At 61.0% G+C, this 23,503-nt stretch carries 20 protein-coding genes; 11 read left to right on the top strand and 9 right to left on the bottom strand.

Annotated elements, in window-relative coordinates; genetic code table 11:
* The first annotated feature begins 36 nt into the window (after positions 1 to 36).
* From urtB to HB676_RS21890, 6 genes are all read left to right on the top strand, one after another.
* Positions 37 to 963, top strand: a complete 927-nt coding sequence (gene urtB, locus HB676_RS21915) for an urea ABC transporter permease subunit UrtB (protein WP_213740292.1) — start codon at positions 37 to 39, stop codon at positions 961 to 963.
* Positions 964 to 981: 18 nt separating this feature from the next.
* Positions 982 to 2,124 (top strand): urea ABC transporter permease subunit UrtC, encoded by a 1,143-nt coding sequence (urtC, locus tag HB676_RS21910; RefSeq protein ID WP_213740291.1) that lies wholly within the window; start codon positions 982 to 984, stop codon positions 2,122 to 2,124.
* 11 nt (positions 2,125 to 2,135) lie between these two features.
* Positions 2,136 to 2,891: an urea ABC transporter ATP-binding protein UrtD gene (gene urtD / locus HB676_RS21905; RefSeq protein ID WP_213740290.1), complete on the top strand. Its 756-nt coding sequence runs from the start codon at positions 2,136 to 2,138 to the stop codon at positions 2,889 to 2,891.
* Between the two features lie 71 nt (positions 2,892 to 2,962).
* Positions 2,963 to 3,652: an urea ABC transporter ATP-binding subunit UrtE gene (gene urtE / locus HB676_RS21900; protein WP_213740289.1), complete on the top strand. Its 690-nt coding sequence runs from the start codon at positions 2,963 to 2,965 to the stop codon at positions 3,650 to 3,652.
* Positions 3,653 to 3,690: 38 nt separating this feature from the next.
* On the top strand, positions 3,691 to 4,920 hold the full coding sequence (gene fmdA / locus HB676_RS21895; protein WP_213740288.1) for a formamidase: 1,230 nt from the start codon (positions 3,691 to 3,693) through the stop codon (positions 4,918 to 4,920).
* Positions 4,921 to 5,013: 93 nt separating this feature from the next.
* Positions 5,014 to 5,352, top strand: coding sequence for a zinc ribbon domain-containing protein (locus tag HB676_RS21890; protein ID WP_213740287.1), 339 nt, complete (start codon positions 5,014 to 5,016; stop codon positions 5,350 to 5,352).
* 54 nt (positions 5,353 to 5,406) lie between these two features.
* Here HB676_RS21890 and HB676_RS21885 read toward each other — a convergent pair whose 3' ends face one another.
* The 4 genes from HB676_RS21885 to HB676_RS21870 all read right to left on the bottom strand — a co-directional run bounded on the left by HB676_RS21885 (position 5,407) and on the right by HB676_RS21870 (position 11,913).
* The gene (locus tag HB676_RS21885; protein WP_213740286.1) at positions 5,407 to 6,249 is read right to left on the bottom strand and encodes an MlaD family protein; all 843 of its coding nucleotides are present in this window, start codon (positions 6,247 to 6,249) and stop codon (positions 5,407 to 5,409) included.
* A 149-nt stretch (positions 6,250 to 6,398) separates the two neighbouring features.
* A complete protein-coding gene (locus HB676_RS21880) occupies positions 6,399 to 7,403 on the bottom strand; it encodes a c-type cytochrome (RefSeq protein WP_346347400.1) in 1,005 nt (334 codons plus the stop codon).
* A gap of 116 nt (positions 7,404 to 7,519) precedes the next feature.
* Positions 7,520 to 10,672: a multidrug efflux RND transporter permease subunit gene (locus HB676_RS21875; RefSeq protein WP_213740285.1), complete on the bottom strand. Its 3,153-nt coding sequence runs from the start codon at positions 10,670 to 10,672 to the stop codon at positions 7,520 to 7,522.
* Positions 10,669 to 11,913: an efflux RND transporter periplasmic adaptor subunit gene (locus tag HB676_RS21870; protein ID WP_213740284.1), complete on the bottom strand. Its 1,245-nt coding sequence runs from the start codon at positions 11,911 to 11,913 to the stop codon at positions 10,669 to 10,671. The genes HB676_RS21875 and HB676_RS21870 overlap by 4 nt, the downstream gene beginning before the upstream one ends.
* Before the next feature lie 177 nt (positions 11,914 to 12,090).
* On the opposite strand from HB676_RS21870, the gene HB676_RS21865 reads away from it, so the two are divergent.
* Positions 12,091 to 12,741, top strand: a complete 651-nt coding sequence (locus tag HB676_RS21865) for a glutathione S-transferase family protein (RefSeq protein ID WP_213740283.1) — start codon at positions 12,091 to 12,093, stop codon at positions 12,739 to 12,741.
* A 57-nt stretch (positions 12,742 to 12,798) separates the two neighbouring features.
* Here the strand turns inward: HB676_RS21865 and uraD are convergent, their stop codons facing one another.
* From uraD to HB676_RS21840, 5 genes are all read right to left on the bottom strand, one after another.
* Positions 12,799 to 13,419, bottom strand: coding sequence for a 2-oxo-4-hydroxy-4-carboxy-5-ureidoimidazoline decarboxylase (uraD, locus tag HB676_RS21860; protein WP_213740282.1), 621 nt, complete (start codon positions 13,417 to 13,419; stop codon positions 12,799 to 12,801).
* 31 nt (positions 13,420 to 13,450) lie between these two features.
* Entirely contained in the window at positions 13,451 to 13,852 is a 402-nt protein-coding gene (gene uraH, locus HB676_RS21855) for a hydroxyisourate hydrolase (protein WP_213740554.1), read from the bottom strand.
* A 165-nt stretch (positions 13,853 to 14,017) separates the two neighbouring features.
* Entirely contained in the window at positions 14,018 to 14,470 is a 453-nt protein-coding gene (locus HB676_RS21850) for a hypothetical protein (RefSeq protein WP_213740281.1), read from the bottom strand.
* 170 nt (positions 14,471 to 14,640) lie between these two features.
* Positions 14,641 to 16,191 carry an AMP-binding protein gene (locus HB676_RS21845; RefSeq protein ID WP_213740280.1) on the bottom strand — a complete coding sequence of 517 codons (1,551 nt, stop codon included), beginning with the start codon at positions 16,189 to 16,191 and terminating at the stop codon, positions 14,641 to 14,643.
* Positions 16,192 to 16,207: 16 nt separating this feature from the next.
* On the bottom strand, positions 16,208 to 16,378 hold the full coding sequence (locus tag HB676_RS21840; RefSeq protein WP_213740278.1) for a hypothetical protein: 171 nt from the start codon (positions 16,376 to 16,378) through the stop codon (positions 16,208 to 16,210).
* 313 nt (positions 16,379 to 16,691) lie between these two features.
* Here HB676_RS21840 and HB676_RS21835 point away from each other — a divergent pair, with 313 nt between their 5' ends.
* The 4 genes from HB676_RS21835 to HB676_RS21820 all read left to right on the top strand — a co-directional run bounded on the left by HB676_RS21835 (position 16,692) and on the right by HB676_RS21820 (position 23,352).
* Complete coding sequence (locus HB676_RS21835; protein ID WP_249780389.1) at positions 16,692 to 17,984, top strand: efflux RND transporter periplasmic adaptor subunit; 1,293 nt, start codon at positions 16,692 to 16,694, stop codon at positions 17,982 to 17,984.
* Positions 17,981 to 21,139: a multidrug efflux RND transporter permease subunit gene (locus tag HB676_RS21830; protein WP_213740276.1), complete on the top strand. Its 3,159-nt coding sequence runs from the start codon at positions 17,981 to 17,983 to the stop codon at positions 21,137 to 21,139. Before HB676_RS21835 ends, HB676_RS21830 begins: the two co-directional genes overlap by 4 nt.
* A 149-nt stretch (positions 21,140 to 21,288) precedes the next feature.
* Positions 21,289 to 22,488: an ABC transporter substrate-binding protein gene (locus HB676_RS21825; RefSeq protein WP_213740274.1), complete on the top strand. Its 1,200-nt coding sequence runs from the start codon at positions 21,289 to 21,291 to the stop codon at positions 22,486 to 22,488.
* Positions 22,489 to 22,797: 309 nt separating this feature from the next.
* Complete coding sequence (locus tag HB676_RS21820; protein WP_249780404.1) at positions 22,798 to 23,352, top strand: hypothetical protein; 555 nt, start codon at positions 22,798 to 22,800, stop codon at positions 23,350 to 23,352.
* Positions 23,353 to 23,503: the final 151 nt, after the last annotated feature.

Genomic DNA, 23,503 nt, shown 5'->3' with positions numbered 1-23,503 from the left:
GCTCGCGACGCGGGACTTCCCCGATGGAGAAGATCGATGTTTGGCGATTATTCGATTGGTGATCTTGGCTCGATCTTCGTCATGCAGGGCTTTGCGGGCCTGATCCTGTTTTCGGTCTACGTGCTGATGGCACTCGGCCTTGCGATCATCTTCGGCCAGATGGGCGTCATCAACATGGCCCATGGCGAGTTCATGATCCTTGGCGCCTACGTGACCTGGATGACTTCCAATTTCTTCCAGGCGTATTTGCCGGGATTATTTGCCGGTTACTTCTTCCTCGCGATGATATTGGCCTTTCTGGCCTCCGGTGCGCTCGGGATGCTGGTGGAATGGGTGCTGATACGCCACCTCTACAAGCGTCCGCTGGATACGCTGCTCGCTACATGGGGCCTGAGTCTTATCCTGCAACAAGCCTTCCGTTCGGTGTTCGGCGCGCGTGAAGTCGGCGTCGAACTGCCGCAATGGATGCTTGGCTCGCTGCATGTCACCGACAGTATCGAGGTGCCGATCAACGGCGTCTTCGTGATGTGCCTGACATTCCTGATCACGCTCTGCGTTGCCTATGTCATGTACAAATCGCGCTGGGGACGTCAGGTCCGCGCCGTCGTGCAAAATCGCATCATGGCCGGGGCGGTCGGCATCAATACCGAGAAGGTCGATCGCTACACTTTCGGCCTTGGCTGCGGCATTGCCGGCATCGCCGGCAGTGCCTTCACGATGATCGGCTCGACCGGGCCGACATCGGGCCAGCTCTATATCGTCGATACCTTCCTGGTCGTCGTGTTCGGCGGCGCCGCGAGCCTGGTCGGCACCATCGCCTCCGCCTTCAGCATCTCGCAGACGCAGTCGACCCTCGAATTCTTCATGTCGGGATCAATGGCGAAGGTTCTAACGCTGCTTGCAGTGGTCGGAATTCTCATGCTGCGGCCGCAGGGGCTGTTCGCCCTCAAGGTCCGCAAATAACAAAAAGGGCTTTGAGCCATGACCAATCGCTTTGTCAATCGATCGGAGCTGATCGGAATCCTGGTGCTCGCCGTTTTCCTGGTGGTGATCCTGCCGCTCTGTCTTGACGTGTTCCGGCTCAATCTGGTTGCGAAATATCTGACCTATGCTTTCGTCGCGCTCGGCCTGGTGATCTGCTGGGGATATGGCGGCATTCTCAGTCTCGGGCAGGGCGTGTTCTTCGGCCTCGGCGGCTACTGCATGGCGATGTTTCTCAAGCTCGAAGCCTCGAGCCCGGAGAATACCAAGATCCAGTCGACGCCCGGCATTCCCGATTTCATGGACTGGAACCAGATCACGTCGCTGCCGTTCTTCTGGAAGCCGTTTCACAGTCTGAGCTTCACCATCGCCGCCGTCATTCTGGTGCCGGGCATCTTTGCCCTGATCATCGGCGCGGCAATGTTCAAACGCCGCGTCGGCGGCACTTATTTTGCGATCATCACCCAGGCCGTCGCCGCGATCCTGACCATCCTGATCGTGGGTCAGCAGGGCTATACCGGCGGCATCAACGGCATGACCGACCTGCGCACCTTGAACGGGTGGGACATCCGGCCTGACCATGCCAAGGTCGTGCTCTATTTCTTCGAGGTCGGTTGTCTGTTCGTCTGCATCTTCATCGCCCAATTTATCCGGCATTCGAAACTGGGCCGCATCCTGGTGGCGATGCGCGACAAGGAAGACCGGGTTCGTTTCTCCGGCTATAGCGTCGCGAATTTCAAGATTTTCGCCTTCTGCGTCGCGGCGATCTTTGCCGCGGTAGGCGGCGCCATGTTCGCGCTCGAAGTCGGCTTCATGTCGCCGTCCTTTGTCGGCATCGTGCCGTCGATCGAAATGGTGATCTATACGGCGGTCGGCGGCCGGCTTTCGATCCTGGGCGCGGTGTACGGCACGCTGCTGGTGAACTTCGCCAAGACCAGCCTGTCGGAATCCTTCCCTGAATTGTGGCTGTTCGGACTGGGCGGCCTGTTCATCGCGGTGGTGCTCGCCTTCCCGAATGGCCTTGCGGGCATCTGGGGCGACTATGTGCAGCCGCGCATCGATAGCCTGCTCTCATCACGCAAAGCCAAGCCCGGCAAGGAATGGACCGACAATTCCGTCGCCGATGGCGCGCCGGCGGAGTGAGGAGATAGGTCATGCTGATAGGTCACCAGCCCAAGGAATTCCTGCTCGCAGTCGAGGCGCTGACGGTTTCGTTCGACGGCTTCAAGGCGGTCAACGATCTGTCGTTCTATGTCGATGAAAACGAAATCCGCGTCATCATCGGCCCCAACGGCGCCGGTAAGACCACGGTGCTCGATCTGATCTGTGGAAAGACCAAGGCGACATCAGGCTCGATTCAGTTCCGCGGCAAGGAACTGACCAAGATGAGGGAGAACGAAATCGTTCAGACCGGCGTCGGGCGCAAGTTCCAGACGCCGTCGATCTATGACGATCTCACGGTATTTGAAAATCTCGAGATATCCTTTCCGCGCGGCCGCAGCGTGTTCGGTGCCTTGACCTTTACCCGCGACGCCGTGGTGCGTGACCGGGTTCACGAAGTCGCCGAGATGATCTTCCTGAAAGACCGCCTCAACATGAGCGCCGATCTTCTCAGCCACGGCCAGAAGCAATGGCTGGAGATCGGCATGCTGCTGATCCAGGACCCGGACCTGCTGATGCTCGACGAGCCCGTGGCCGGCATGAGCGTCAGCGAGCGGGTCAAGACCGCCGAACTGCTCAACCGCATTATCAAGGACCGCTCCGTGCTGGTGATCGAGCACGACATGAAATTCGTCGAGGACATCGCCCACAAGGTCACGGTGCTGCATCAAGGCCAGATCCTGTCGGAAGGCTCGATGGAGCACGTCAAGAACGATCCCAAGGTGATTGAAGTCTATCTCGGGCACTAGCGCATGATGGCGGAGAACGGCGCCGGGCTTCCCGGAGGGGTCGTGCTCCGCGACAGACAAGGAACACTTTAATGCTGGCTATCTCCGATCTGCATGTCGCCTACGGCCAGAGCGAAGTGCTGCATGGCTTGAATGTTTCTGTCGCGCCCAACGAGATCGTCGCGATCATGGGCCGCAACGGCATGGGCAAGACCACGCTGATGAAGTCGCTGATGGGCATCGTGCCGACCAAGAGCGGCTCGGTGACCATGGAAGGCGCGGAGCTGAGCAAATTGCAAAGCTACGAGCGCGTCGCCAAGGGCCTGGCGTATGTGCCGCAGGGCCGGATGATCTTCTCGACCATGACGGTGCAAGAGAATATCGAAACCGGACTGGTTGTGTCGGGAGAGACAAAGGTGCCCGACAGCATCTATGAATTATTTCCGGTGTTGCTGGAAATGAAGGGCCGCCGCGGCGGCAATCTGTCCGGCGGTCAGCAGCAGCAACTCGCGATCGCGCGCGCGCTGGTCACCAAGCCGAAAGTCCTGCTGCTCGACGAGCCGACCGAGGGTATCCAGCCTTCGATCATCAAGGACATGGCCCGCACGCTGAAGCGCATTCGCGACGAACGTGGATTGTCGATCGTGGTCTCCGAGCAGGTACTGAGCTTCGCGCTGGATATCGCTGATCGCGTGCTGGTCATCGAGAATGGCGAGATCGTCCGTGACGACGCGAGAGAGGGCGTCGATGCCGCACAGATTTCAAAATATCTGTCGGTCTGATTCCTAAACCAAGTGTGTAAACCAAGGGGAGCTTTTTTATGCCAGATACACTAGTCAAGGTCGATCTTTCCAAGTCGCCTTACGAGAACGACAAGATTCACAACCGCTGGCACCCTGATATTCCGATCGTGGAATGGGTCAATCCGGGCGACGATTTCATCATCGAGACCTATGACTGGACCGGCGGCTTCATCAAGAACAATGATTCCGCCGACGACGTGCGCGACATCGATCTGTCGATCGTACACTTCCTGTCCGGTCCGATCGGCGTCAAGGGCGCGGAGCCCGGCGACCTCCTGGTAGTCGACCTGCTCGATGTCGGTCCGCTGAAGGAGAGCCTGTGGGGCTTCAACGGCTTCTTCTCGAAGAAAAATGGCGGCGGATTCCTCACCGATCATTTCCCGCTGGCGCAGAAATCGATCTGGGACATCAAGGGCCTCTATACGTCATCGCGCCACATCCCCGGCGTGAATTTCGCAGGCCTGATCCATCCCGGTCTGATCGGCTGTCTGCCGGATCCGAAATTGCTGGCGACCTGGAACGAGCGCGAGAATGCGCTGATTGCGACCAACCCGACCCGCGTGCCGGGCCTCGCCAATCCGCCGTTCGCCGCGACCGCGCATGCGGGCCAGGCGAAGGGTGATGCCAAGGCCAAGGTCGGCGCCGAAGGCGCGCGCACGGTGCCGCCGCGCGAGCATGGCGGCAACTGCGACATCAAGGATCTGTCGCGCGGCTCAAAAATCTACTTCCCGGTCTACGTGCCCGGCGGCGGTCTTTCGATGGGCGATCTGCATTTCAGCCAAGGTGACGGCGAAATCACCTTCTGCGGCGCGATCGAAATGGCGGGCTGGCTGCACATCAAGGTGGACATTATCAAGGGCGGCGTGGCGAAATACGGCATCAAGAATCCTGTATTCAAGCCGTCGCCGATCACGCCGAACTACAAGGATTACCTGATCTTCGAAGGCATCTCGGTCGACGAAGCCGGCAAGCAGCATTACCTCGACGTGCACATCGCCTACCGGCAGGCCTGCCTGAACGCGATCGAGTATCTCAAGAAGTTCGGCTATTCCGGCGCCCAAGCCTATTCGATTTTGGGAACGGCGCCATGTCAGGGCCACATCTCCGGCGTGGTCGATGTCCCGAACGCCTGCGCGACGCTGTGGCTGCCGACCGAGATCTTCGACTTCGACATTATGCCGTCGTCGGCGGGTCCGATCAAACACATCAAGGGCGACATCCAGATGCCGCTCTCGCAGGATAAATAAAGCTCCCGGCGACCGGATGCGGAGCGGCTCAAGGATCCGCCGCCCCGCATCCGCCGCCGCGAAGGTCTGGAGCGTAAACGCTGAGGGAATGAAATGCCGTTCTATGAGTATCTCTGCAACGATTGCGGCCCGTTCACGGACATGCGGCCGATGGCCGAATGCGATGCGCCGCAGGATTGCCCGCAATGCGACGGCGAATCGCCGCGCGTGATCCTGACCGCGCCGAATTTCTTCTGCATGCCGTCGGACAAGCGCAAGGCTCACGCCACCAACGAGCGCAGCTCCAATGCGCCCAAAACCGTCGGCGAATACAAGGCGTCCCATGCGCCGGGGTGCGGATGTTGTTCGACCAAGCCGTCGCGTTTAGTGGCGAAGTCCAAAAGCGGCGGCAAAAGTTTTCCGACCGCGCGCCCCTGGATGATCAGCCACTGATCCCGCGATCAGCTACCGATCCCGGATTGCGGGTCTGAGCTGCAACGTGTTGCCCTACTGCCGCCTCGGGATCGGTTTCCGTGGCGGCGCGGGGCCGTCACCGCTGACGGCCTGCGGGTCGAATTTGCGGGTCACCTTGACCGCCGACTCGCTGATATCGAGGAGAGTGCGACGCCCTTCCTCCATCAGCACACCCGAACGCTTGTTGAAGCTCTCGGCCAGTTCGCGAATTGACTTCACTTTCTGAAACAGTTCGCCGTCGTTGCCGCGCGAAATTCCCGGAAGCACATTGTCGACCTTTGCCAGCGCGCTCTCGACGCCGTCAAAGGCACCGGTCGCCTTGCGCATGATCATATCGATCGCCTCATCGCTGCCGGCCAGGGTCGAGGTATAGGTTTCGAACGACAGCATCGCGTCTTTGATCACGGTCTGGTTGTTGACGAGAATACGGTCGATAGTGTGCAGGGTATCGCGGATCGTCTGGGCCTCGCTGAGGTCGGCGGTCAGGGTTGGAACGCCGTCGGCATCCAGTGGCACCGGAGGCGCGGCGGCAGCCCCGCCGATCAGCGATATCGCGGATATGCCGGTAAGCCCCTGCGCTTCCAGTCCGACGATCGTGTCCTTGCGAATAGGCGCGCTGTTATCGATCGAGACCAGCGCGACAATCTTGCGGGGGCTGTCCAGCGTAAGCGACAGGATTTCTCCGACCTGAACCCCGTCGAAATTCACGTTGCCGCCCTTGTGCAGGCCGCTGGCGGAACCTTCGAACACGATGCGCAGCGGGCCGCGTTGCTGGAGGGTGTGGATTTTCCGGATCCCGAGAAAGCCGATAAACGCCGCGGCAATGACCGCAAGCGTGGTCGATCCGATCATCAGGTTGCTGGCGCGCGCCTTCATTCCGCAATCCGGTTGCGATGGGCTGGCATGGAAAGGCCAGCGCGGTTCGTGGTCCCGGATTGTACGGGCAAAGCCAAATTGGCGAAAGACCGGGGAACCGCGCCCCCGGCCTTACTATCGGCTACATCCGCGACGCGATTCGATCGTTCTCAGGGCTGCAGGGACGAAACGTAGGCCGCCAGCGAGATCATGTCGTCAGGCGAGAGCTTTTCGACCACCGGCGCCATCTGAGCGGCGCCGCTTCCGGCGCGCGCATGCTGCTGGAAATCGTAGATCTGGCGCACGAGATAGCTCGGCGAACGTCCGGCAATGCCGGGAACGGATGCCGCACCTCTCAGCTCCGGACCATGGCAGGTCGCGCAAGGCGTCGTGATGCCGGCACCCCCGGTTTTGGCCAGGGCCTCGCCCTTCGCGATGCTGCCCTTCGGGACATAGGCGATGAATTGCGAGCGGCTATCGCGATGCTCGAATTGTTCCGCGTTGACGGGAGTTTCGACGATGCGCTCCCCGATCGGTTCGGTGCCGCCATCTTTCACGAGGGCATAGAACACGCGTGCGATCTGCGTTTTCGGGATCGTGTCGGCCTCGACGACCTTGATCAATGATTTGGGCTTGAGCGAGGAGAAATAGGCGGCGGCGGCCTGGACATCTTCATCGCTGGTGGCCTTGGCGATCGCCGTCATCAGCAGCACCGGAACGCGTTGCGGGCCCGCAAATTTCCGCGCGCCGCTCTTATAGTCGGCCATCTGCTGGGCGATATAGGCCGCGGGAAGACCGGCCAGACTGGCGTTCTCGGGGCCACCGGTGCCTTCGACGCGATGACATGCGCCACAGGCCCGCACGTCGGGCGGTCTGCCATGCGCGACGACGTCCGGCATCGCGGGATGATCGTCAGGATGCCAGTCCGGCGCGAAGAAAAGATCGCGCTCCTGCGTGATGGTGAACGCCTGCGTGCTGTCGGGAACGTGCCTCGGCACGCCGTCATCGGGCGCGGACTTGAAATCCGGCGCCCATGGATAGGCCCATGCCGGAAACGAGTTTGATGTGGCCGCCGATGGTGCAGGCGCATTTGGGGTCTGCGCCATCGCGCCTCCACAAAACGCAATGCCAACGATGGCGAGCGTGCCCAGGGCAAATCTCGTCAGGTTTGTCACGCTCGGCCTCCCGTTTTGCAGTCTTGTTATCAAGCTTACGTTTGGTGCCAGTCATCACGCAACAGCGCGGGACCAGTGTTCACCGGCGTCCGATCCAACCCCGCTCTGCGCTCTCTTCAGGCGCGGGTCGCCGGTGGATGCGGCATGTTGCCGGCTTCGCCGAAGCGCTTCTTCGCCCGTTCGCGCAATTGCTGGAACGTCACGTAAAGCATAGGCACCAGGAAGATCCCGATCGAGCTGGCGGCAAGCATGCCGCCAAAAACAGCGGTCCCGACAGCCCTGCGGCTGATCTCGGCGGCGCCGGTGGCGACGACCAGCGGCAGCAAACCGAGAATGAAGGCAATCGAGGTCATCATCACGGCGCGAAAGCGCATCTGCGCACCGGCTATCGCGGCGTCTGCGATCGCGACGCCACTCTCGCGCTGCTCCTTGGCGAACTCGACGATGAGGATACCGTTCTTGGCGGCCAGTGCGATCAGCACCACCAGCCCGATCTGGCCGTAAAGATCGAGATTCAAGCCGGCGATCTTGATGCCGAGGTAAGACCCGAGCACGCCAACGACGACCGACAGCAGCACGGGTATAGGGATCATCCAGCTTTCATAGAGTGCAACCAGGAACAAATAAGCGAATAGAACCGCCAGCGCGAGAATGGTGCCGGTCTGGCCGGAGGCCTCGTGCTCCTGATAGGCGGTGCCGGTCCATTCGAAACTGTAGCCCCCCGGCAGCGTGTTACTGGAAATGTCCGTCATGGCGGCGAGCGCTGTGCCCGACGAGATGCCCGCGGCCGGGCTGCCGTTCACCGTGACCGACCGGTAATTGTTATAGCGGGTGATCACCTGCGGTCCGGTCACGATCTTGAGGCTCGCGATGGAGCGGATCGGCACCATCTCGCCGGTGGCGTTTCGCACATAGATTTGCCAGATGTCGGAAATGTCGCCGCGATCGGATGCCTCGCCCTGAACGTTGACCTGCCAGGTGCGGCCATAGAGATTGAAGTTATTGACATAGATGCCGCCGAGCGTCGCCTGCAATGCGGTGAATACGTCGCTGATGTTGAGACCGAGCGCCTGCGCCTTGGCGCGGTCGATGTCGAGAAAAACCGACGGGTTGGTCGCCGTGAAGGTCGAGAACACGCGTGCGAGCTGCGGGTTACGGTTGGCGGCGCCGATCAGCCCGCTGGTAACGCTGCCTATCGCGACCGGATCCTGCCCCTCCAGCGCTTCGAGCTGGTATTCGAAACCGCCGCTGGTCGAGAGCCCGATGATCGGCGGCAGATTGAACGGGAGCACGTTGGCCTGCCGGATCTGCGAGCCCGCGCCGAACGTACGCCGGATCAGCGCCTGCGCCGAATCGGCCGCCGCCTTGCGGTCCGCGAACGGTTTCAGCCGCGCTACCATGAAGGCGTTGTTCGGCTCGGAGGCTCCGTCGAGCAGCGAAAAGCCGACGATCGAGAGCGTGTGTTCGATGGCGGGCATCTGCTTCAGCAGGTCTTCAACCTGCTTGGTTACCTCGCTGGTACGCGCCACCGATGCGCCGTCCGGCAATTGCACCGAGATAAAGAATGCGCCCTGATCCTCTTCCGGAAGGAACCCGGTCGGTGTCAAGAGCGACACGCCGAATACGCCGCCTGCGAACACCACCACCAGCACGAGCGACAGTGCGGCCATTCGCACCAGCCTGCGGACGCCGCTGGCGTAGCGGTCGCGAACCCAGTCGATGCCGCCGAGCACGCGCCCCATGATGCCGCGCGGCGGTCCGTTGTGACGCAGGAACACCGCACACAAAGCGGGTGACAGTGTCAGTGCATTCATAGCCGAGATCACCATCGCGGCGCTGATCGTCACCGCGAACTGGCGGAACAGCGTGCCGGAAATTCCGGGAATGAAGGCAATCGGCACGAACACCGACAGCAGCACCAGCGTGATAGCGATGATCGGCGCGGTGATCTGGGCCATGGCTTTCTTGGTGGCGTCGGCTGGCGAAAGATCCGGTTCTTCCTCCATCACGCGCTCGACGTTCTCGACCACAACAATGGCGTCATCGACCACGATGCCGATCGCGAGCACCATCGCCAGCAACGACACTGTATTGGCCGAATAGCCGAGCACCAGCAGCACGGCGAAGGCGCCGATCAGGCTGACCGGAACCGCAACTGCCGGGATCACGGTGGCGCGCAAATTGCCAAGGAACAAAAACACCACGATCACCACGAGGACGAAAGCTTCGCCAAGCGTCTTGAGCACCTCGGCGATGGTGTCGCTCACAAACGTGGTGGAATCGTATTGTACCAGATAGGTGAGCCCCGCCGGAAACCGTCCCGACAGGTTGTGCAGGGTCGTCTGCACGGCCTTCGCCGTCGTCACGGCATTGGCACCGGGCGCAAGATAAATGCCGATCGGCACACCGGCGCGGCCATCGATCCGCGATTCGCTGTCGAGATTTTGCGCGCCGATTTCGACGCGGGCGACGTCGCTGATCCGCAGCACCGAGCCATCCGGATTCGCCCGCAATACGATTTTGCCAAACTGCTCCGTGGTGGTCAGCCTTCCCAGCGTCTGCACGTTGAACTGGAATTGTTGCTGGTCACTGATCGGCCGCGCGCCGATGCGGCCGACCGGCGCCTGCACGCTCTGGGCACGGATTGCGGCGATGACGTCGGAGGGCGCCAGATTGAGGCTGGTGAGCCGCTGCGTATCGAACCAGATTCGCATCGAATAATTCAGTTTCGCGAACAGGCTGGCCTGGCCGACGCCGGGAGTGCGAGAAATCGCGTCGAGCACGTTGATGATGGCATAATTCGTGATGAACAGCGGATCCTGCTTGCCATTGTCACTGTAGAGCACGATGAACTGCAGGATCGCCGATGATTTTTTCTGCACCACCAGACCCTGCGCCTGCACCTCGGGCGGCAGTTGCGAAATCGCGGTTTGAACGCGGTTATTCACGTTCACGGTGTTGATGTCAGGATTGGTGCCGAGCGCGAACGACACCGTGAGCGTGTAGCTGCCGTCGTTGCCGCTGGTGGATTTCATATACAGCGCGCGATCGACGCCGACCACTTGCGCCTCGAGCGGCTGGGCGACGCTGGTCTCAACCACATCCGCGGAGGCGCCGGGGAATACGCCCGTCACGGTGACCTGCGGTGGCACGATGTCCGGAAATTGCGATACCGGAATCTGCAGCAGCGCGAGGGCACCCGCGATGTTGATGACGATCGCAATCACAATCGCGAGACGGGGACGGTCGATAAAGACGGAGGAAATCATCGGCCGTTGCCCGCTGGCTTCGCTTCGCCGGCGCCGCCTCCATCGATCTGCGTACGGCCGTCACTTGCGACGGCCCTCATGCTGGACTGGATCAGCGCGCTCGCCGGCCCGGGCGAGACTGGCTGGCCCGGGCGCACCCGTTGCAGGCCCTCAACGATCACCTTGTCGCCGAGCGAAATCCCGCTGATGACGGCGGCCACCGTGGAGGTCGACTGTCCAAGCTGAATCCTGCGCTGCTCGGCCTTGTTGTCCGCGCCGACCGTGAAAACATAATCGCCCTGCTGGTCCGACAGCACGGCGGAGCGCGGAACCGCCAGCACCTCGACCGGCTGGACCCCTTCCAGCAACACGGTGACAAATTCGCCGTCGGTAAGTTCGCGTATCGAACCGTCCGTGGTGGCAGGATCATGCAGTGTCGGATTGGGGATGTCGCCGCGCATCAGGAAGGTGTCGGTGCTTTGCGCGATGGTGTTGTTGACGAAGTTCAGTTTGCCGGTCTGTTCATAAAGGCGACCGTCCGGCAGGCGAAGCTTGATCACGACCGCGTTGAAACCGCCTCGCGTCGCGTAACGTTCGCGCAACGCCAACTCCTCGCGCACCGAAATCGGGAAGGTAACGTACATCGGATCCTGGCTGACGATGGTTGTCAGCACGCCCGCCCCCGGGGTGACAACGTTGCCTTCGGTCACAGCGGTGCGACCGACCAAGCCGTCGATGGGCGAGCGGATATCGGTATAGTCGAGGTTGATCTGGGAGGATTGCACCTGGGCCTGGGCGGACTGCACCTGCGCTTCGAAGCTGCGCTGGTTGGCAATCGCGGCGTCGTAGGTCGATTGTTGACCGGCCGGGCCGCCGAGCAAGGTCCGCGCCCGGTCGGTGGTCAATTTGGCGTTTTCGAGCGTCGCCTGCAACTGCGCCACCTGCGCCTGCTTCGACGCGAGATCGGCCTCGAACGGTGCGCGCTCAAGACCATAGAGTTTATCTCCGGTCTTGATCTCGGTGCCTTCCTTGAACAGCCGCTTTTCCAGAAAGGCGGTTACGCGCGCGACCACGTTAACCCGATTGACTGCCTCGATCCTGCCGAGAAATTCGCTGGATTCGGTAATCGGCCGCTTGGCCACTTCAATGATACCTACCGCCGGGGGCCCGCTTGCGGCAGGCTGCGCCCGAACTGTGGCGGTTGCTGCAAATGCAACGGCGCCCGCAATCAGCAGGCCGATAGGCGCTCTCGCAAGGTGCATTCCCGCCCCCTCACCATGATCAGACCCCCAATGCTAGCACACTTCGTGGTAGCAAATCACGGGATCGAACCATCTTGTTGCACTGATAATTTTGTTGCATCGAATAATTCTAACGTGGCAGGCGCATGAACCTGGTTGATCGCCGCATGTCGCCCTCAATGATAAAGGCGAAACGGTATGATCACGCTTTATCACTGCGCGGCGGCGCGCTCGTTCCGGCCGCTCTGGACGCTCGAAGAGCTTGGACTGCCCTATGAACTCAAGATGCTGCCGTTTCCGCCGAGGGTCTTCGCCAAGGAATATCTTGGCATCAATCCGCTCGGCACCATTCCGCTCTTGCTCGATGGCGAAACGCGGATGACGGAATCCGCCGGGATCGCGCAGTATCTGGTGTCGCGCTACGGACCGACACCGCTCGCGGTTGGCGTCGATGAGCCCGACTACGGCGCGTTTATCAACTGGCTGCATTTCGGCGAGGCGACGCTGACATTTCCGCAGACGCTGGTGCTGCGCTACACGCAGCTTGAGCCGGAGGAACGACGAAGTCCGCAGGTGGCGACCGATTACGCGAAATGGTTCTTCGGCCGGTTGCGCGCGGTGGAAGCCGCAACAGCCAAAAGCGAGACGCTTTGCGCGGACCGCTTTACCGCGGCCGATATCTCGGTCGGCTACGCGCTATTGCTGGCGCAGAGGATCGGGCTTTCCAGGGATTTTGGACCGGCGGTCGCGGCCTATTGGCAACGCTTGCAAGCCCGCGATGGATTTCGCCGGGCGGTCGAGGCCGAAAATCTGGCCAGCGACCAGCAAAATGTCGCGCGAAGATTTTAAAATCTCCGTTCCGATTGAATCGGAACGGAGAACCGGTGCCCACTTCGCTCGAAAACGCTAGCTTGCATCCAGCAGCTTGTTCAGCCGCAACCGCGTGATGATGTAGACGTTCTGCAGATCATTGGCGAACTCGGTCTGGGTGTCGTTCTGCAGCCGGCGGTTAAATTCGAACAGGATGCCCTCCTTGGTGTGCATGCGCACCGCGATGATGAAGGGGAATCCGAATTTCTTCTTATAAGCGGCGTTGAGGTTCGAGATCTGCGTCATCTCGTCATGCGAGAGCGCGTTGAGCCCGGCGCTGGCCTGCTCGGCGACCGATGACGCCGTCATCGCGCCGGCCTGGGCTTCCTTGCCGGCCAGATCAGGATGGCTCTGCAGCAGCGTGAGTTGCAGGGTTGCCGGGGCGTATTTCGCCACGGCGACCATGGCCGCATGCATGTCATCGAGGCTGGCAAACGGCCGCTTCTCCCACGCCTGCTCGGCAACCCAGGGCGAGTTCTCGAAAATGCCGCCGAACTTTTGAACGAAGGCGGCGCGGTCCATGGCGTTGACCGGCGCCATGTCTGCCGGGCCGGCGATCGCGGCTGCAATCGTGAATGGCCCAGGCAGCAAGACGGACATCAAGGCAAGCACGAGGGCGCCAATCAAGGAAGACAACGTCCTGCGATGGATCATCATGTCGGTGCCCTCGCTTGACCTCGGTGGAAGGTTAGCTGCCGCGATAGGTGGTGTAGCTCCAGGGCGTGGCCAGAATCGGCACATGATAATGCGATGCAGCATCGGCCATGCCGAATTGAATCACGGCCTTCTCCAGGAAAGGCGGATTGGGCAGCACGGTGCCGAGCTTGGTGAAATATTCGCCGATATAGAACACCAGCTCATATTGGCCGGCCTTCATGTTTTCCGGCGTCAGCAGGGGCTCAGCGTTGCGGCCATCGGCGTTGGTGTGAACCGTCCGGATCAGCTTGTAGGCACTGCCCTCGAGTACGCTGAAGTCGATCTTGACGCCTTCCGCAGGCTTGCCATTGGCGGTGTCGAGCATGTGGGTGGTCAATCCCGGCGTTCCCGCTGCCAGCGCGAACTTGTTGCCGAATGCCGCAAGCGCCAGCATGGCCGATCCCGTGCCCAGCAAATTTCTGCGATTCAGTAGCATCATGGCGTTGCTCCTCAGGTTAGTTTCGCGCGTTACTGGCAACGGCGATCCGGTGAAAAGTTGCAAAATTCACGCCATGGGAGGCGTTTCCGAGGGCAAAAGGCCCGGATCAGGACTTTAGAATCAAGACTTGGAGGGCTGGTCGTCCGGCGCCCCGGACGCATGCCCCGTCGCTGCGTGAACCCGTGTCAGGACCGAATTGTAATAGGCATCGCGTTCCCGGTGGAAAAGCTCCTGATGGGCGCGAAACGCAGCGATCCTTCCGCGGATTTCCTGGCGGACGTCAGTGATGGCCGGGGACGAGAGAGTGGACTGCGCGGTCTCGATTTTCAGCGTCCCCGTCTGCACAGCGGCTGCCTGTACGGCCTCGGCCTTCAAAATCTCGACTCGCCGATCTTCCGCCGCGATCTCGTCAACCGGCGCTGACTGGGCCAGAGGGGACTGGACCAGGGGCGACTGAAACAGAAGGTCCAGCGGGGTCATCCGCGCTTCAGCCGCCGGCTTCTTGCCGGTGACGGATTGCACGAACGCCATGGTTTGCGCGATAAAAAGGTCGCGCTCCTTGATCCACTTCATTTGACACCTCAGCCTGCCCGTATTTCAGCAAAAACCGAGCGATCAATCAAGCCGCGGTTTTGCCACAAAGCTGGAAATGGCGGGCCGATTAAGCGGGTAGGTTTCTTCGCCGGCACAATCCAGACGTGTTGTTTGGCGCGGAATACCGCGCAGGATCGGATAACGTTCCCTCACAGAATTCGCGAGGTCTTGTCGCCCCAGTAGCGATCGCGCAACAACCGCTTGTAGAGTTTTCCGGTCGGAAGCCGCGGCAGTTCCGCCTCAAAGTCGATCGAGCGCGGCACTTTCTGGCGCGACAGCGACTGGCTGCAGAACTGAATCAGCTCCTCGGCGAGATCCGGACACGCCGCGATCCCCGGCATCGGCTGCACCACCGCTTTGACCTCTTCGCCAAGATCGGCATTGGGAACGCCGAACACCGCGGCGTCCGCGATCTTGGGATGGGTGATTAGGAGGTTTTCGCATTCCTGCGGATAGATATTCACGCCTCCCGAGATGATCATGAAGGTCGCGCGATCGGTCAGATGCAGATAGCCGTCGCTGTCGACATAACCGACGTCGCCGACGGTGCTCATGCTGCCATCGGGCGAGCGGGCTTCGCTGGTCTTGTTCGGGTCCTTGAAATATTCAAACGGCGATGCGGTCTTGAACCAGACCGTGCCGGGCTTGCCGGCGGGGGATGGCTGCATGTCCTGATCGAGAATGTGGAGTTCGCCGAGCAGCACCTTGCCGACGGTTCCCCGGTGCGCCAGCCATTCGGTGCTGTTGCATGCGGTAAATCCAAGACCTTCGGTGGCGCCGTAATATTCATGGATGATCGGTCCCCACCATTTGATCATGTCGTCCTTCACCAGGGACGGGCAGGGCGCCGCGGCATGGACCGCGATCTCGAGAGATGACAGATCGTAGCGACGCCGCGTGGCTTCCGGCAGCTTCAGCATGCGCGAGAACATGGTCGGCACCAACTGGCTGTGGGTCACGCCCCATTTCTCGACCAGTTCGAGATAACGCTCCGGATCGAAGCTCTCCATGATGATGACGGTGGCGCCGATCCGGATGGCGAGGTTGACCGCGGCCTGTGGCGCCGAATGATAAAGCGGCGCCGGCGACAGGTAGATCATGCCTTCGCGGTACTGCCAGAGCCTTTGCAGGAAATCGAACAGCGGCATTTGCTGTGCCGGCGGATTCTCGGCCAGCGGCCGCAAGATGCCTTTCGGCCGTCCGGTCGTACCCGACGAATAAAGCATCGCGGTGCCGATGCACTCGTCCGCGATGGGTGTCCTGGGCAATCTGCGCGTCGCTTCCTGCAGGCCGACGATGCTCTCGCTCTCGCTCTCGCCATCGACGATAATACAGAGTTCTATCTTCGGACAGAGCTTGAGGGCCTCCCGCGCCACCTCAAGCTTTGCAACCGATGTGATGAGAATGCGGGATTCGCTGTTATCGACGATGTAAGCCAGTTCGCTTCCCGTCAGGTACGAATTGACGCAGGTGTAATACAGGCCGGATCTCTCGCCCGCGGCGCAGGCTTCGAGGTAGCGGCTGTTGTTCTCCATGTAGATCGCATAGTGATCGAGCCGCTTCATGCCGTGGTTGCGAAACAAATGCGCGAGGCGATTGCTGCGCGCTTCCAGCTCGGCATAGCTCACGGTCTCGCCGGAGTTTGCCATGATGAAGGCGGGCTGCAGGGGACGGAGATAAGCTTGCTTGCCGGGATACATTTTTCCTCCGATGATCTTATGCGGCCAGAAAAAGCATTCCGCGCATCTGCGCGGGACTGTCGGTCTTTCGTTTGGGGATTTTATCGATCGCGGAGGTTGCGGGATCGCGCATGGCGACGGCCGCAGGAAACGCGCGGGCCGCAGACTCATCGCTCGGCTCGACCATGGCGGCGCGACGGCCGAACATGCTTCCGCCTGCCGCACTGCAAACAGCACGTCCCTTGTGCACGACGTTGTCCTCCCCGGACGATCTGATTTTTATTGTAGCTTTGCAGACAATTTAGCGGAGTAACTGCGAGGAGGGGAACCACAAAATGATCCCCGCCCCGCTTTGCGCGACAGTTTTAAGACGTCTGGACGGATGCTTGGGCGAGCGTCCCGGTGCTACCAGCGGTCGATGCGGTCTCTGGTAGATTTTTACAATAATATCGGCTGGCGCGGGTGTAGCTAGGAGCCTGCCGCGCCGGTGCGTAACGATTTTGCTTGATCCCGGCCGGTTCTTGAACAGACTGCGGGGCGATCTCGTCTTGATCCTGCCGCAGGTGACGGTGCCTCGTTTGATCGCGGCAAAAAGTGCAGAGGAGATGGAATTGCGCGTGACGGAGAAATCGGAGCGGTTAGCTCGGCCTGTCAATGTCCGTTCATTCTGCCATCTTGGGCCGTTGGTCGTTCTGATCGCAGTCACCTTGTCCGGCTGCGGCGATAAGCCGCCAGCGCCAGCCGCGGCTGCCGCGCCACCGGTGACGATTGCGCAGCCGACCAAGCGCACGGTCACGGATTGGGACGAGTTCACCGGGCGGTTTGAAGCGGTCGAAGAAGTTCAGGTCCGCGCCCGGGTCGGCGGATTCGTCAACAGCGTCGAATTCCGCGACGGCGCCTTCGTCAAGACCGGAGACCTGTTGTACGTCATCGATTCCCGTCCCTTCGAAGCCGTTGCCCAACAGGCTGACGGCCAGCTCGCGGATGCGCGCGCCAAGGCGGAGCTTGCCAAGCGCGAACTCGATCGCGGCCTCAATCTGGTCCAGACCAGTGCGGTCTCCGAACAGGTGGTCGATCAGCGCCGCCAGGCTTTGCAGGCGGCAAAGGCTGCGGAGACACAGGCCGAAGGCCTGCTCAAGGCCGCGCAGCTCAATATCGAATTCAGCCATGTGGTGGCCCCGATCGACGGCAGGGTGAGCCGCCATCTCGTCAGCGTCGGCAATCTCGTGCAGGGCAGCGACGGTGCATCGACGCTCCTGACTTCGATCGTCTCGCTGGATCCGATCTACATTTATTTCGATGTCGATGAGGCGACTTATCTCAAAGACAATCGGCTGTACTTTGAAGGTAAGCGTCCCAGTTCGCGCGACACGCCAAATCCGGTCCAAGTGACGCTGACCGGCGAAACCAAGCCGTCGCGTGAAGGCAAGATGGATTTCATCGACAACCGGCTGGATGTTTCGACCGGTACGCTGCGTCAGCGGGCGGTGGTCCCGAACAAGGATTATTCGATCCTGCCCGGCCAGTTCGGCCGGGTGCGGCTGATCGGCAGCGCGCCCTACGAAGCGCTGCTGATACCGGATGTGGCCGTGGCGACCGACCAGACGCGCAAGATCGTCTTCGTGGTCAAGGATGACGATACTGTGGAGGCGCGGGCGGTCACCCTCGGTCCGCTCGACGATGGCCTGCGCGTGATCCGCGAGGGCTTGAAGCCGGAAGACCGGGTGATTGTGGAGGGCCTGCAGCGCGCGCGCGTCGGGGCGAAGGTAAGCCCGCACGCCGCCAAGGCCGCTCCTGCCGGTAACAAGACATGAACCTCGGCCAGCTTTCCATCAATCGTCCGATCCTGGCGATGGTGATGTCGATCGTGCTGTTGATCGTCGGCGCCATCGCCTACACCACGTTGCCGGTGGCGGAATATCCGCAAGTCGTGCCGCCGACCGTGGTGGTCACCACGCAATATCCCGGCGCCTCCGCGCAAACCGTTTCCGATACCGTCGCCGCGCCGATCGAGCAGCAGATCAACGGCGTCGAGGACATGCTCTACCTCTACAGCCAGGCGACCTCGAACGGCCAGCTCACGATCACCGTCACGTTCAAGCTTGGCACCGATCTCGACAAGGCGCAGGTGCTGGTTCAGAACCGGGTCGCGATCGCGCAGCCGCAATTGCCGGATGAAGTGCAGCGCAACGGCGTCGTCACGCGCAAGAACAGCCCCGACATCCTGATGGTCGTGTTCATGCTGTCGCCCGACGACACGTTCGACCAGCTCTATATCAGCAACTATGCGCTGCTTCAGGTGCGCGACCAGTTGCTTCGGCTTGATGGCATCGGCGACATTCAGATTTTCGGCGCGCGCGATTATTCCATGCGGCTGTGGCTCGATCCCGACAAGATCGCGAATCTGGGACTAACCGCGGGCGACGTGCTGGCCGCGATCCGCGCCCAGAACCTGCAGATCACCGGCGGCCAGCTCGCCGCGCCGCCGATCGCGGACCGGGCTTTCCAGCCCAATCTCACCTTCACCGGCCGGTTGAAGGATATCCGGCAATTCGAGGATATCCTCGTCAAGGCCGGATCCGACGGGCGCACAGTGAAGCTGCGTGACGTGGCCCGGATTGAACTGGGCGCGTTGGATTACACCACCAACAGTTTCCTGCTGCGGAAAACCGCGGTCGCGATGCTGGTGACCCAGCGTCCTGGCTCGAACGCCCTGGCGACGGCGAAAAACATTTCCGATGCGATGGTCAGGCTCAAGGCCGACTTCCCGAAGGGGCTCGACTACAACATCGGCTACAACCCGACTGAGTTCATCGCGCAGTCGGTGAGCGAACTGATCAAGACGATTTATGAAGCGATGGCCCTCGTCGTCATTGTCGTGCTGGTGTTTCTGCAGGGCTGGCGTCCCGCCATCATTCCCATCGTCGCGATCCCGGTGTCGCTGGTCGGCACTTTCGCGGCGATGGCTGCGCTCGGCTTTGCAATCAATAACCTGACGCTGTTTGGCCTCGTGCTCGCGGTCGGGATCGTGGTCGACGACGCGATCGTGGTGGTGGAGAATGTCGAGCGGCATCTGCGCGACGGCATGAGCCGGCGTGATGCGGCGTTGCGCACGATGGAGGAAGTCGGCGGCGCGCTGGTGTCGATCGCGCTGGTGCTATGCGCGGTGTTCGTGCCGACCGCGTTCCTCGGCGGCATTTCCGGACAGTTCTTTCAGCAATTCGCTATCACGATCGCGGTGGCGACCGCGATCTCCTGTTTCTGCTCGCTGACGCTTTCACCCGCGCTGGCGTCGCTGATCCTGGAGCCGCACGCGGAGAAGCGTCCCCTCCCAAGCTGGAATATAATCGGGCGCGGCTGGGAAAAGTTCACCGGCGTTTTCAACCGCGGCTTTGACCGGCTATCGCATCTCTATGGCAGCGCCGCCGAATTCGTGATCAGGCATTCGGTTGTCATGCTGCTGATCTATGTGGCATTGATCGGCAGTGCCGGATGGCTGCTCGTCACAACACCGCAAGGGTTCATCCCGGCGCAGGATCGTGGTTACATCATCGTCTCGGTGCAATTGCCCGGCGCCGCCTCGCTGGCGCGAACCACCGAGGTCGTCCGTGAGATCGAGAGGATTGCACTGGACACGCCCGGTATCGTTCGCGTGGCGGTGTTCGCCGGATTGTCCGGTGCGACCCGCACCCAGGCCAGCAATGCAGCCGCGCTATTTCCGGTATTCGACGAACCGGAAGTGCGGTTGAAAAAGGGACTGACCGCCGCCAGCGTCACGGGCGAACTACGAAAGCGGCTGTCGGCGCTCGAGGGTGCTTTCATTATCGTCATTCCGCCGCCGTCGATTCCCGGCATCGGTACCGGCGGCGGTTTCACCATGCGTATCCAGGACCGGCAGGGCCGTGGTCCCGAATTGCTGGCGGCGGCCACCGATGAACTCGTCGCGGCGGCCGGCAAGGAGCCGGGGCTGACCTCGGTGTTCTCGCCATTTACCGCGAATACACCGCAGGTGTTCGTCGATATCGATCGCATCAAGGCGCAGAAACTTGGTGTGCCGATCCAGGGTGTGACGGATGCCATCGAGACCTATTTCGGCTCCGCCTATGTCAACGACTTCAATATCCTCGGCCGGACCTACCACGTCACCGCGCAGGCGGATCTGCCATTCCGCAAGGAGACTTCCGATCTCGCCCGTTTGCGCACGCGCAACGCGGCTGGCGACATGGTGATGCTCGGCAGTGTGGTGGATTTCCACGACACCTCGGGACCCGACCGGGTCGCGCGCTACAATCTGTATCCATCCTCCGAACTTCAGGGCGATACGACGCCCGGAACGAGTTCGACGACGGCGATCAACATCATGAAGCGGCTGGCGGAGCAAACACTGCCCAGCGGTTTCTCGTACGACTGGACCGACCTGTCCTATCAACAGGTCACCGGCGGCAATGCGGGCCTCTATGTGTTTCCGATCTGCGTGCTGTTCGTATTCCTGGTGCTGGCCGCACAATATGGCAGCTGGAGCTTGCCGTTCGCGGTGATTTTGATCGTGCCGATGTGTTTGCTGGCTGCGACGATCGGCGTGCGGGTGATGGGGCAGGACGTCAACATCCTGACCCAGATCGGCTTTGTGGTGCTGGTGGGATTGGCCGCGAAGAACGCCATTCTGATCGTCGAGTTTGCCCGCGATATCGAGCTCGAGGGCCGCGAGCGTCTGGAAGCGGTCATCGAGGCCTGCCGGCTGCGGCTGCGTCCGATCCTGATGACGTCCTTCGCGTTCATTCTCGGTGTGCTGCCGCTAGTTGTTTCAACCGGCTCGGGATCGGAAATGCGTCAGGCGGTCGGCGTCGCGGTGTTCTTCGGCATGCTCGGCGTGACCTTGTTCGGGCTGATCTTCACGCCAATCTTCTACATGATCGTGCGCAACCTCGCGGATGGATCGCATAAGAAAACCCCGGCGTCCGCCGGATAGCGGATCGCCGATCATCGATTTCGCGTCGTGACGCATTCGATACTAATGGCGCATGCGAAATAGGTGGGCAGTCGCAGGGTTATAAAATATCATGCTCGAAACGAGAATCTCGAAACAAGAACCCTAACAAGAATCCTGGGGAGGCCAATATGAAATCGGGAATGTTGCCGGCTGCCGTTACGGCATGCGGTTTGTTGCTTGCGGTTCCGGCGTCGGCGCAGGGGGTCAAGATCGGCATCCTGAACGACCAATCCGGTGTTTATGCTGATTACGGCGGCAAGTATTCCTTCGAGGCCGCCAAGATGGCGATCGAGGATTTTGGTGACACTACCTTGCTCGGTCAGAAGATCGAGATCATCACCGCCGACCATCAGAACAAGCCCGATCTGGCCTCCAGCATCGCGCGACGCTGGTATGAGGTCGAGGGTGTCGACATGATCACCGAACTGACGACGTCGTCGGTGGCGCTCGCCGTGCAGCAGCTATCCGGGGAAAAGAAAAAGATCGACATCGTCGTCGGTGCGGCGACCTCACGCATCACCGGTGACGCCTGCACGCCCTACGGCTTTCACTGGGCATTCGATACCCACGCGCTTGCGGTCGGTACCGGCGGCGCGCTGGTCAAGGCTGGCGGCGATAGCTGGTTCTTCATGACCGCCGATTACGCTTTCGGCTATGCGCTCGAAAAAGATACCAGCGAGATCGTCACCGCAAATGGCGGCAAGGTGCTGGGATCGGTTCGCATTCCCCTGAACTCGTCGGACTTCTCATCGTTCCTGCTGCAGGCACAAAGCTCGAAGGCGAAAATCATCGGGCTCGCCAATGCCGGTCTCGACACCACCAATTCGATCAAGCAGGCGGCGGAATTCGGCATCGTCGCCGGCGGCCAGAAGCTGGCCGGCCTGCTGATGACGCTCGCCGAAGTGCACGGCCTCGGGCTGCAGGCCGCGCAGGGGCTGGTGCTGACGGAGGGTTTCTACTGGGACCAGAACGACAAGACCCGCGCGTTCTCGGAACGCTTCATGAAGCTGACCGGCCGCATGCCCAACATGATTCAGGCCGGCACTTACTCCGCGACGCTGCAATATCTCAAAGCGGTGAAAGCCGCCGGCACCAAGGACTCCGACGCGGTGGCCAAGAAGCTGAAGGAACTGCCGGTCGACGACGTGTTTGCCCAGGGCGGCAAGGTGCTCGAAAACGGCCGCATGGTGCACGACCTCTATCTGTTCGAGGTCAAGAAACCGTCGGAGTCCAAGAAGCCCTGGGATTACTACAAGCAGCTCGCAGTGGTGCCCGGCGACAAGGCGTTCCCGTCCGCCAAGGAGAGCGGCTGCCCGCTCACCAAGTGATCGCAATTTCGTGATGTTCGGACGATGCGCCGGTCACGCGCAGTTGTGAAATACCCTACCAAGTTCCAAGCAGAATCCCGATCTATCGACGGTGTTGCAAGGGAGCCACGACGCCCGGATTAAATTCCCGGGCGTTTTGCCTTTTGTTGCAGATGCGAGTATGCGGAGGCTACTTTCCGGCCGGCTCGGCTATGCCTCCACGAGGAAACAATGACGTCATTTGGCGGTTACACGGGATCAATCAGCGGACGTCGCTTGCTGGCCCGGCGATGGATACGACCGCTGCAAGCCGCAGCCATCGCGCTGTCGATGATGCTGCTCTCGATCGGCACACCCGTGGAGGCGGCGCCTCTAGCTCAGGGATCGACGGCTCACGTTTATCTGCTGCGTGGCGTGCTCAATATCTTCTCGATGGGTCTGGATGACATCGCGGCAAAACTGGAAGCACAGGGTATCCCGGTCACCGTCACCAATTATCTCGGCTGGGCTTCGCTCGCCGAGCAAGCTGCCGCGGACTACAAGAGCGGGAAGGTGAAGACCATCATTCTGGTCGGGCACTCCTCGGGTGCGACGGTGCTGCCTGACATGGTCGCGCGGCTCGACCAGCTCGGTGCGCCCGTCAAACTGGCGATCGGCCTGGATTCGGTGTTTCGCACCAGCCTGCACGGGCGCGTCGGACGTTACATCAATTTCTACATCGCCAATGGCAATGGCGAGCCGGTGAAGCCGACGGCTGGTCTGCATGGCAAGCTGGAAAATGTGAACGTGAACGTCCCGGGTGTCGGACATCTCAACATCGAGAAGAACGAGATCATGCAGCGCAAAGTGATCAGCGCCATCGATGCTGTGGCCTTCGCCCGGTAAAGGTAAACGCCACGCCGGCGGCCTTGGGCGTCGATCGACGCCATAATTTTACCAATCCGGCGAATCTAATCTGTTGTCCGCATATGGCGTGTCCCACCGGCTATTCCCGGAACATGCCGACTGGCTCTATATGCGATGAGTCAACGGCGTT

This window comes from Bradyrhizobium sp. dw_411 (genome assembly GCF_018449695.1).
Lineage (GTDB): Bacteria > Pseudomonadota > Alphaproteobacteria > Rhizobiales > Xanthobacteraceae > Bradyrhizobium.
The sequence above is the reverse complement of the archived record's forward strand: the minus strand, read 5'-3'. Positions and strand labels throughout refer to the sequence as shown.

Coding starts and splice junctions, on each gene's coding strand:
- HB676_RS21865 (WP_213740283.1), top strand. CDS start 12,091: ATGATCACGCTTTATCACTGCGCGGCGGCGCGCTCGTTCCGGCCGCTC.
- urtD (WP_213740290.1), top strand. CDS start 2,136: ATGCTGATAGGTCACCAGCCCAAGGAATTCCTGCTCGCAGTCGAGGCG.
- HB676_RS21825 (WP_213740274.1), top strand. CDS start 21,289: ATGAAATCGGGAATGTTGCCGGCTGCCGTTACGGCATGCGGTTTGTTG.
- HB676_RS21875 (WP_213740285.1), bottom strand. CDS start 10,672: ATGATTTCCTCCGTCTTTATCGACCGTCCCCGTCTCGCGATTGTGATT.
- fmdA (WP_213740288.1), top strand. CDS start 3,691: ATGCCAGATACACTAGTCAAGGTCGATCTTTCCAAGTCGCCTTACGAG.
- urtE (WP_213740289.1), top strand. CDS start 2,963: ATGCTGGCTATCTCCGATCTGCATGTCGCCTACGGCCAGAGCGAAGTG.
- urtC (WP_213740291.1), top strand. CDS start 982: ATGACCAATCGCTTTGTCAATCGATCGGAGCTGATCGGAATCCTGGTG.
- HB676_RS21820 (WP_249780404.1), top strand. CDS start 22,798: ATGATGCTGCTCTCGATCGGCACACCCGTGGAGGCGGCGCCTCTAGCT.
- HB676_RS21890 (WP_213740287.1), top strand. CDS start 5,014: ATGCCGTTCTATGAGTATCTCTGCAACGATTGCGGCCCGTTCACGGAC.
- urtB (WP_213740292.1), top strand. CDS start 37: ATGTTTGGCGATTATTCGATTGGTGATCTTGGCTCGATCTTCGTCATG.
- uraH (WP_213740554.1), bottom strand. CDS start 13,852: ATGCTGGCGCTTGCGGCATTCGGCAACAAGTTCGCGCTGGCAGCGGGA.
- HB676_RS21850 (WP_213740281.1), bottom strand. CDS start 14,470: ATGAAGTGGATCAAGGAGCGCGACCTTTTTATCGCGCAAACCATGGCG.
- HB676_RS21830 (WP_213740276.1), top strand. CDS start 17,981: ATGAACCTCGGCCAGCTTTCCATCAATCGTCCGATCCTGGCGATGGTG.
- HB676_RS21845 (WP_213740280.1), bottom strand. CDS start 16,191: ATGTATCCCGGCAAGCAAGCTTATCTCCGTCCCCTGCAGCCCGCCTTC.
- HB676_RS21840 (WP_213740278.1), bottom strand. CDS start 16,378: ATGTTCGGCCGTCGCGCCGCCATGGTCGAGCCGAGCGATGAGTCTGCG.
- HB676_RS21870 (WP_213740284.1), bottom strand. CDS start 11,913: ATGCACCTTGCGAGAGCGCCTATCGGCCTGCTGATTGCGGGCGCCGTT.
- uraD (WP_213740282.1), bottom strand. CDS start 13,419: ATGATGATCCATCGCAGGACGTTGTCTTCCTTGATTGGCGCCCTCGTG.
- HB676_RS21885 (WP_213740286.1), bottom strand. CDS start 6,249: ATGAAGGCGCGCGCCAGCAACCTGATGATCGGATCGACCACGCTTGCG.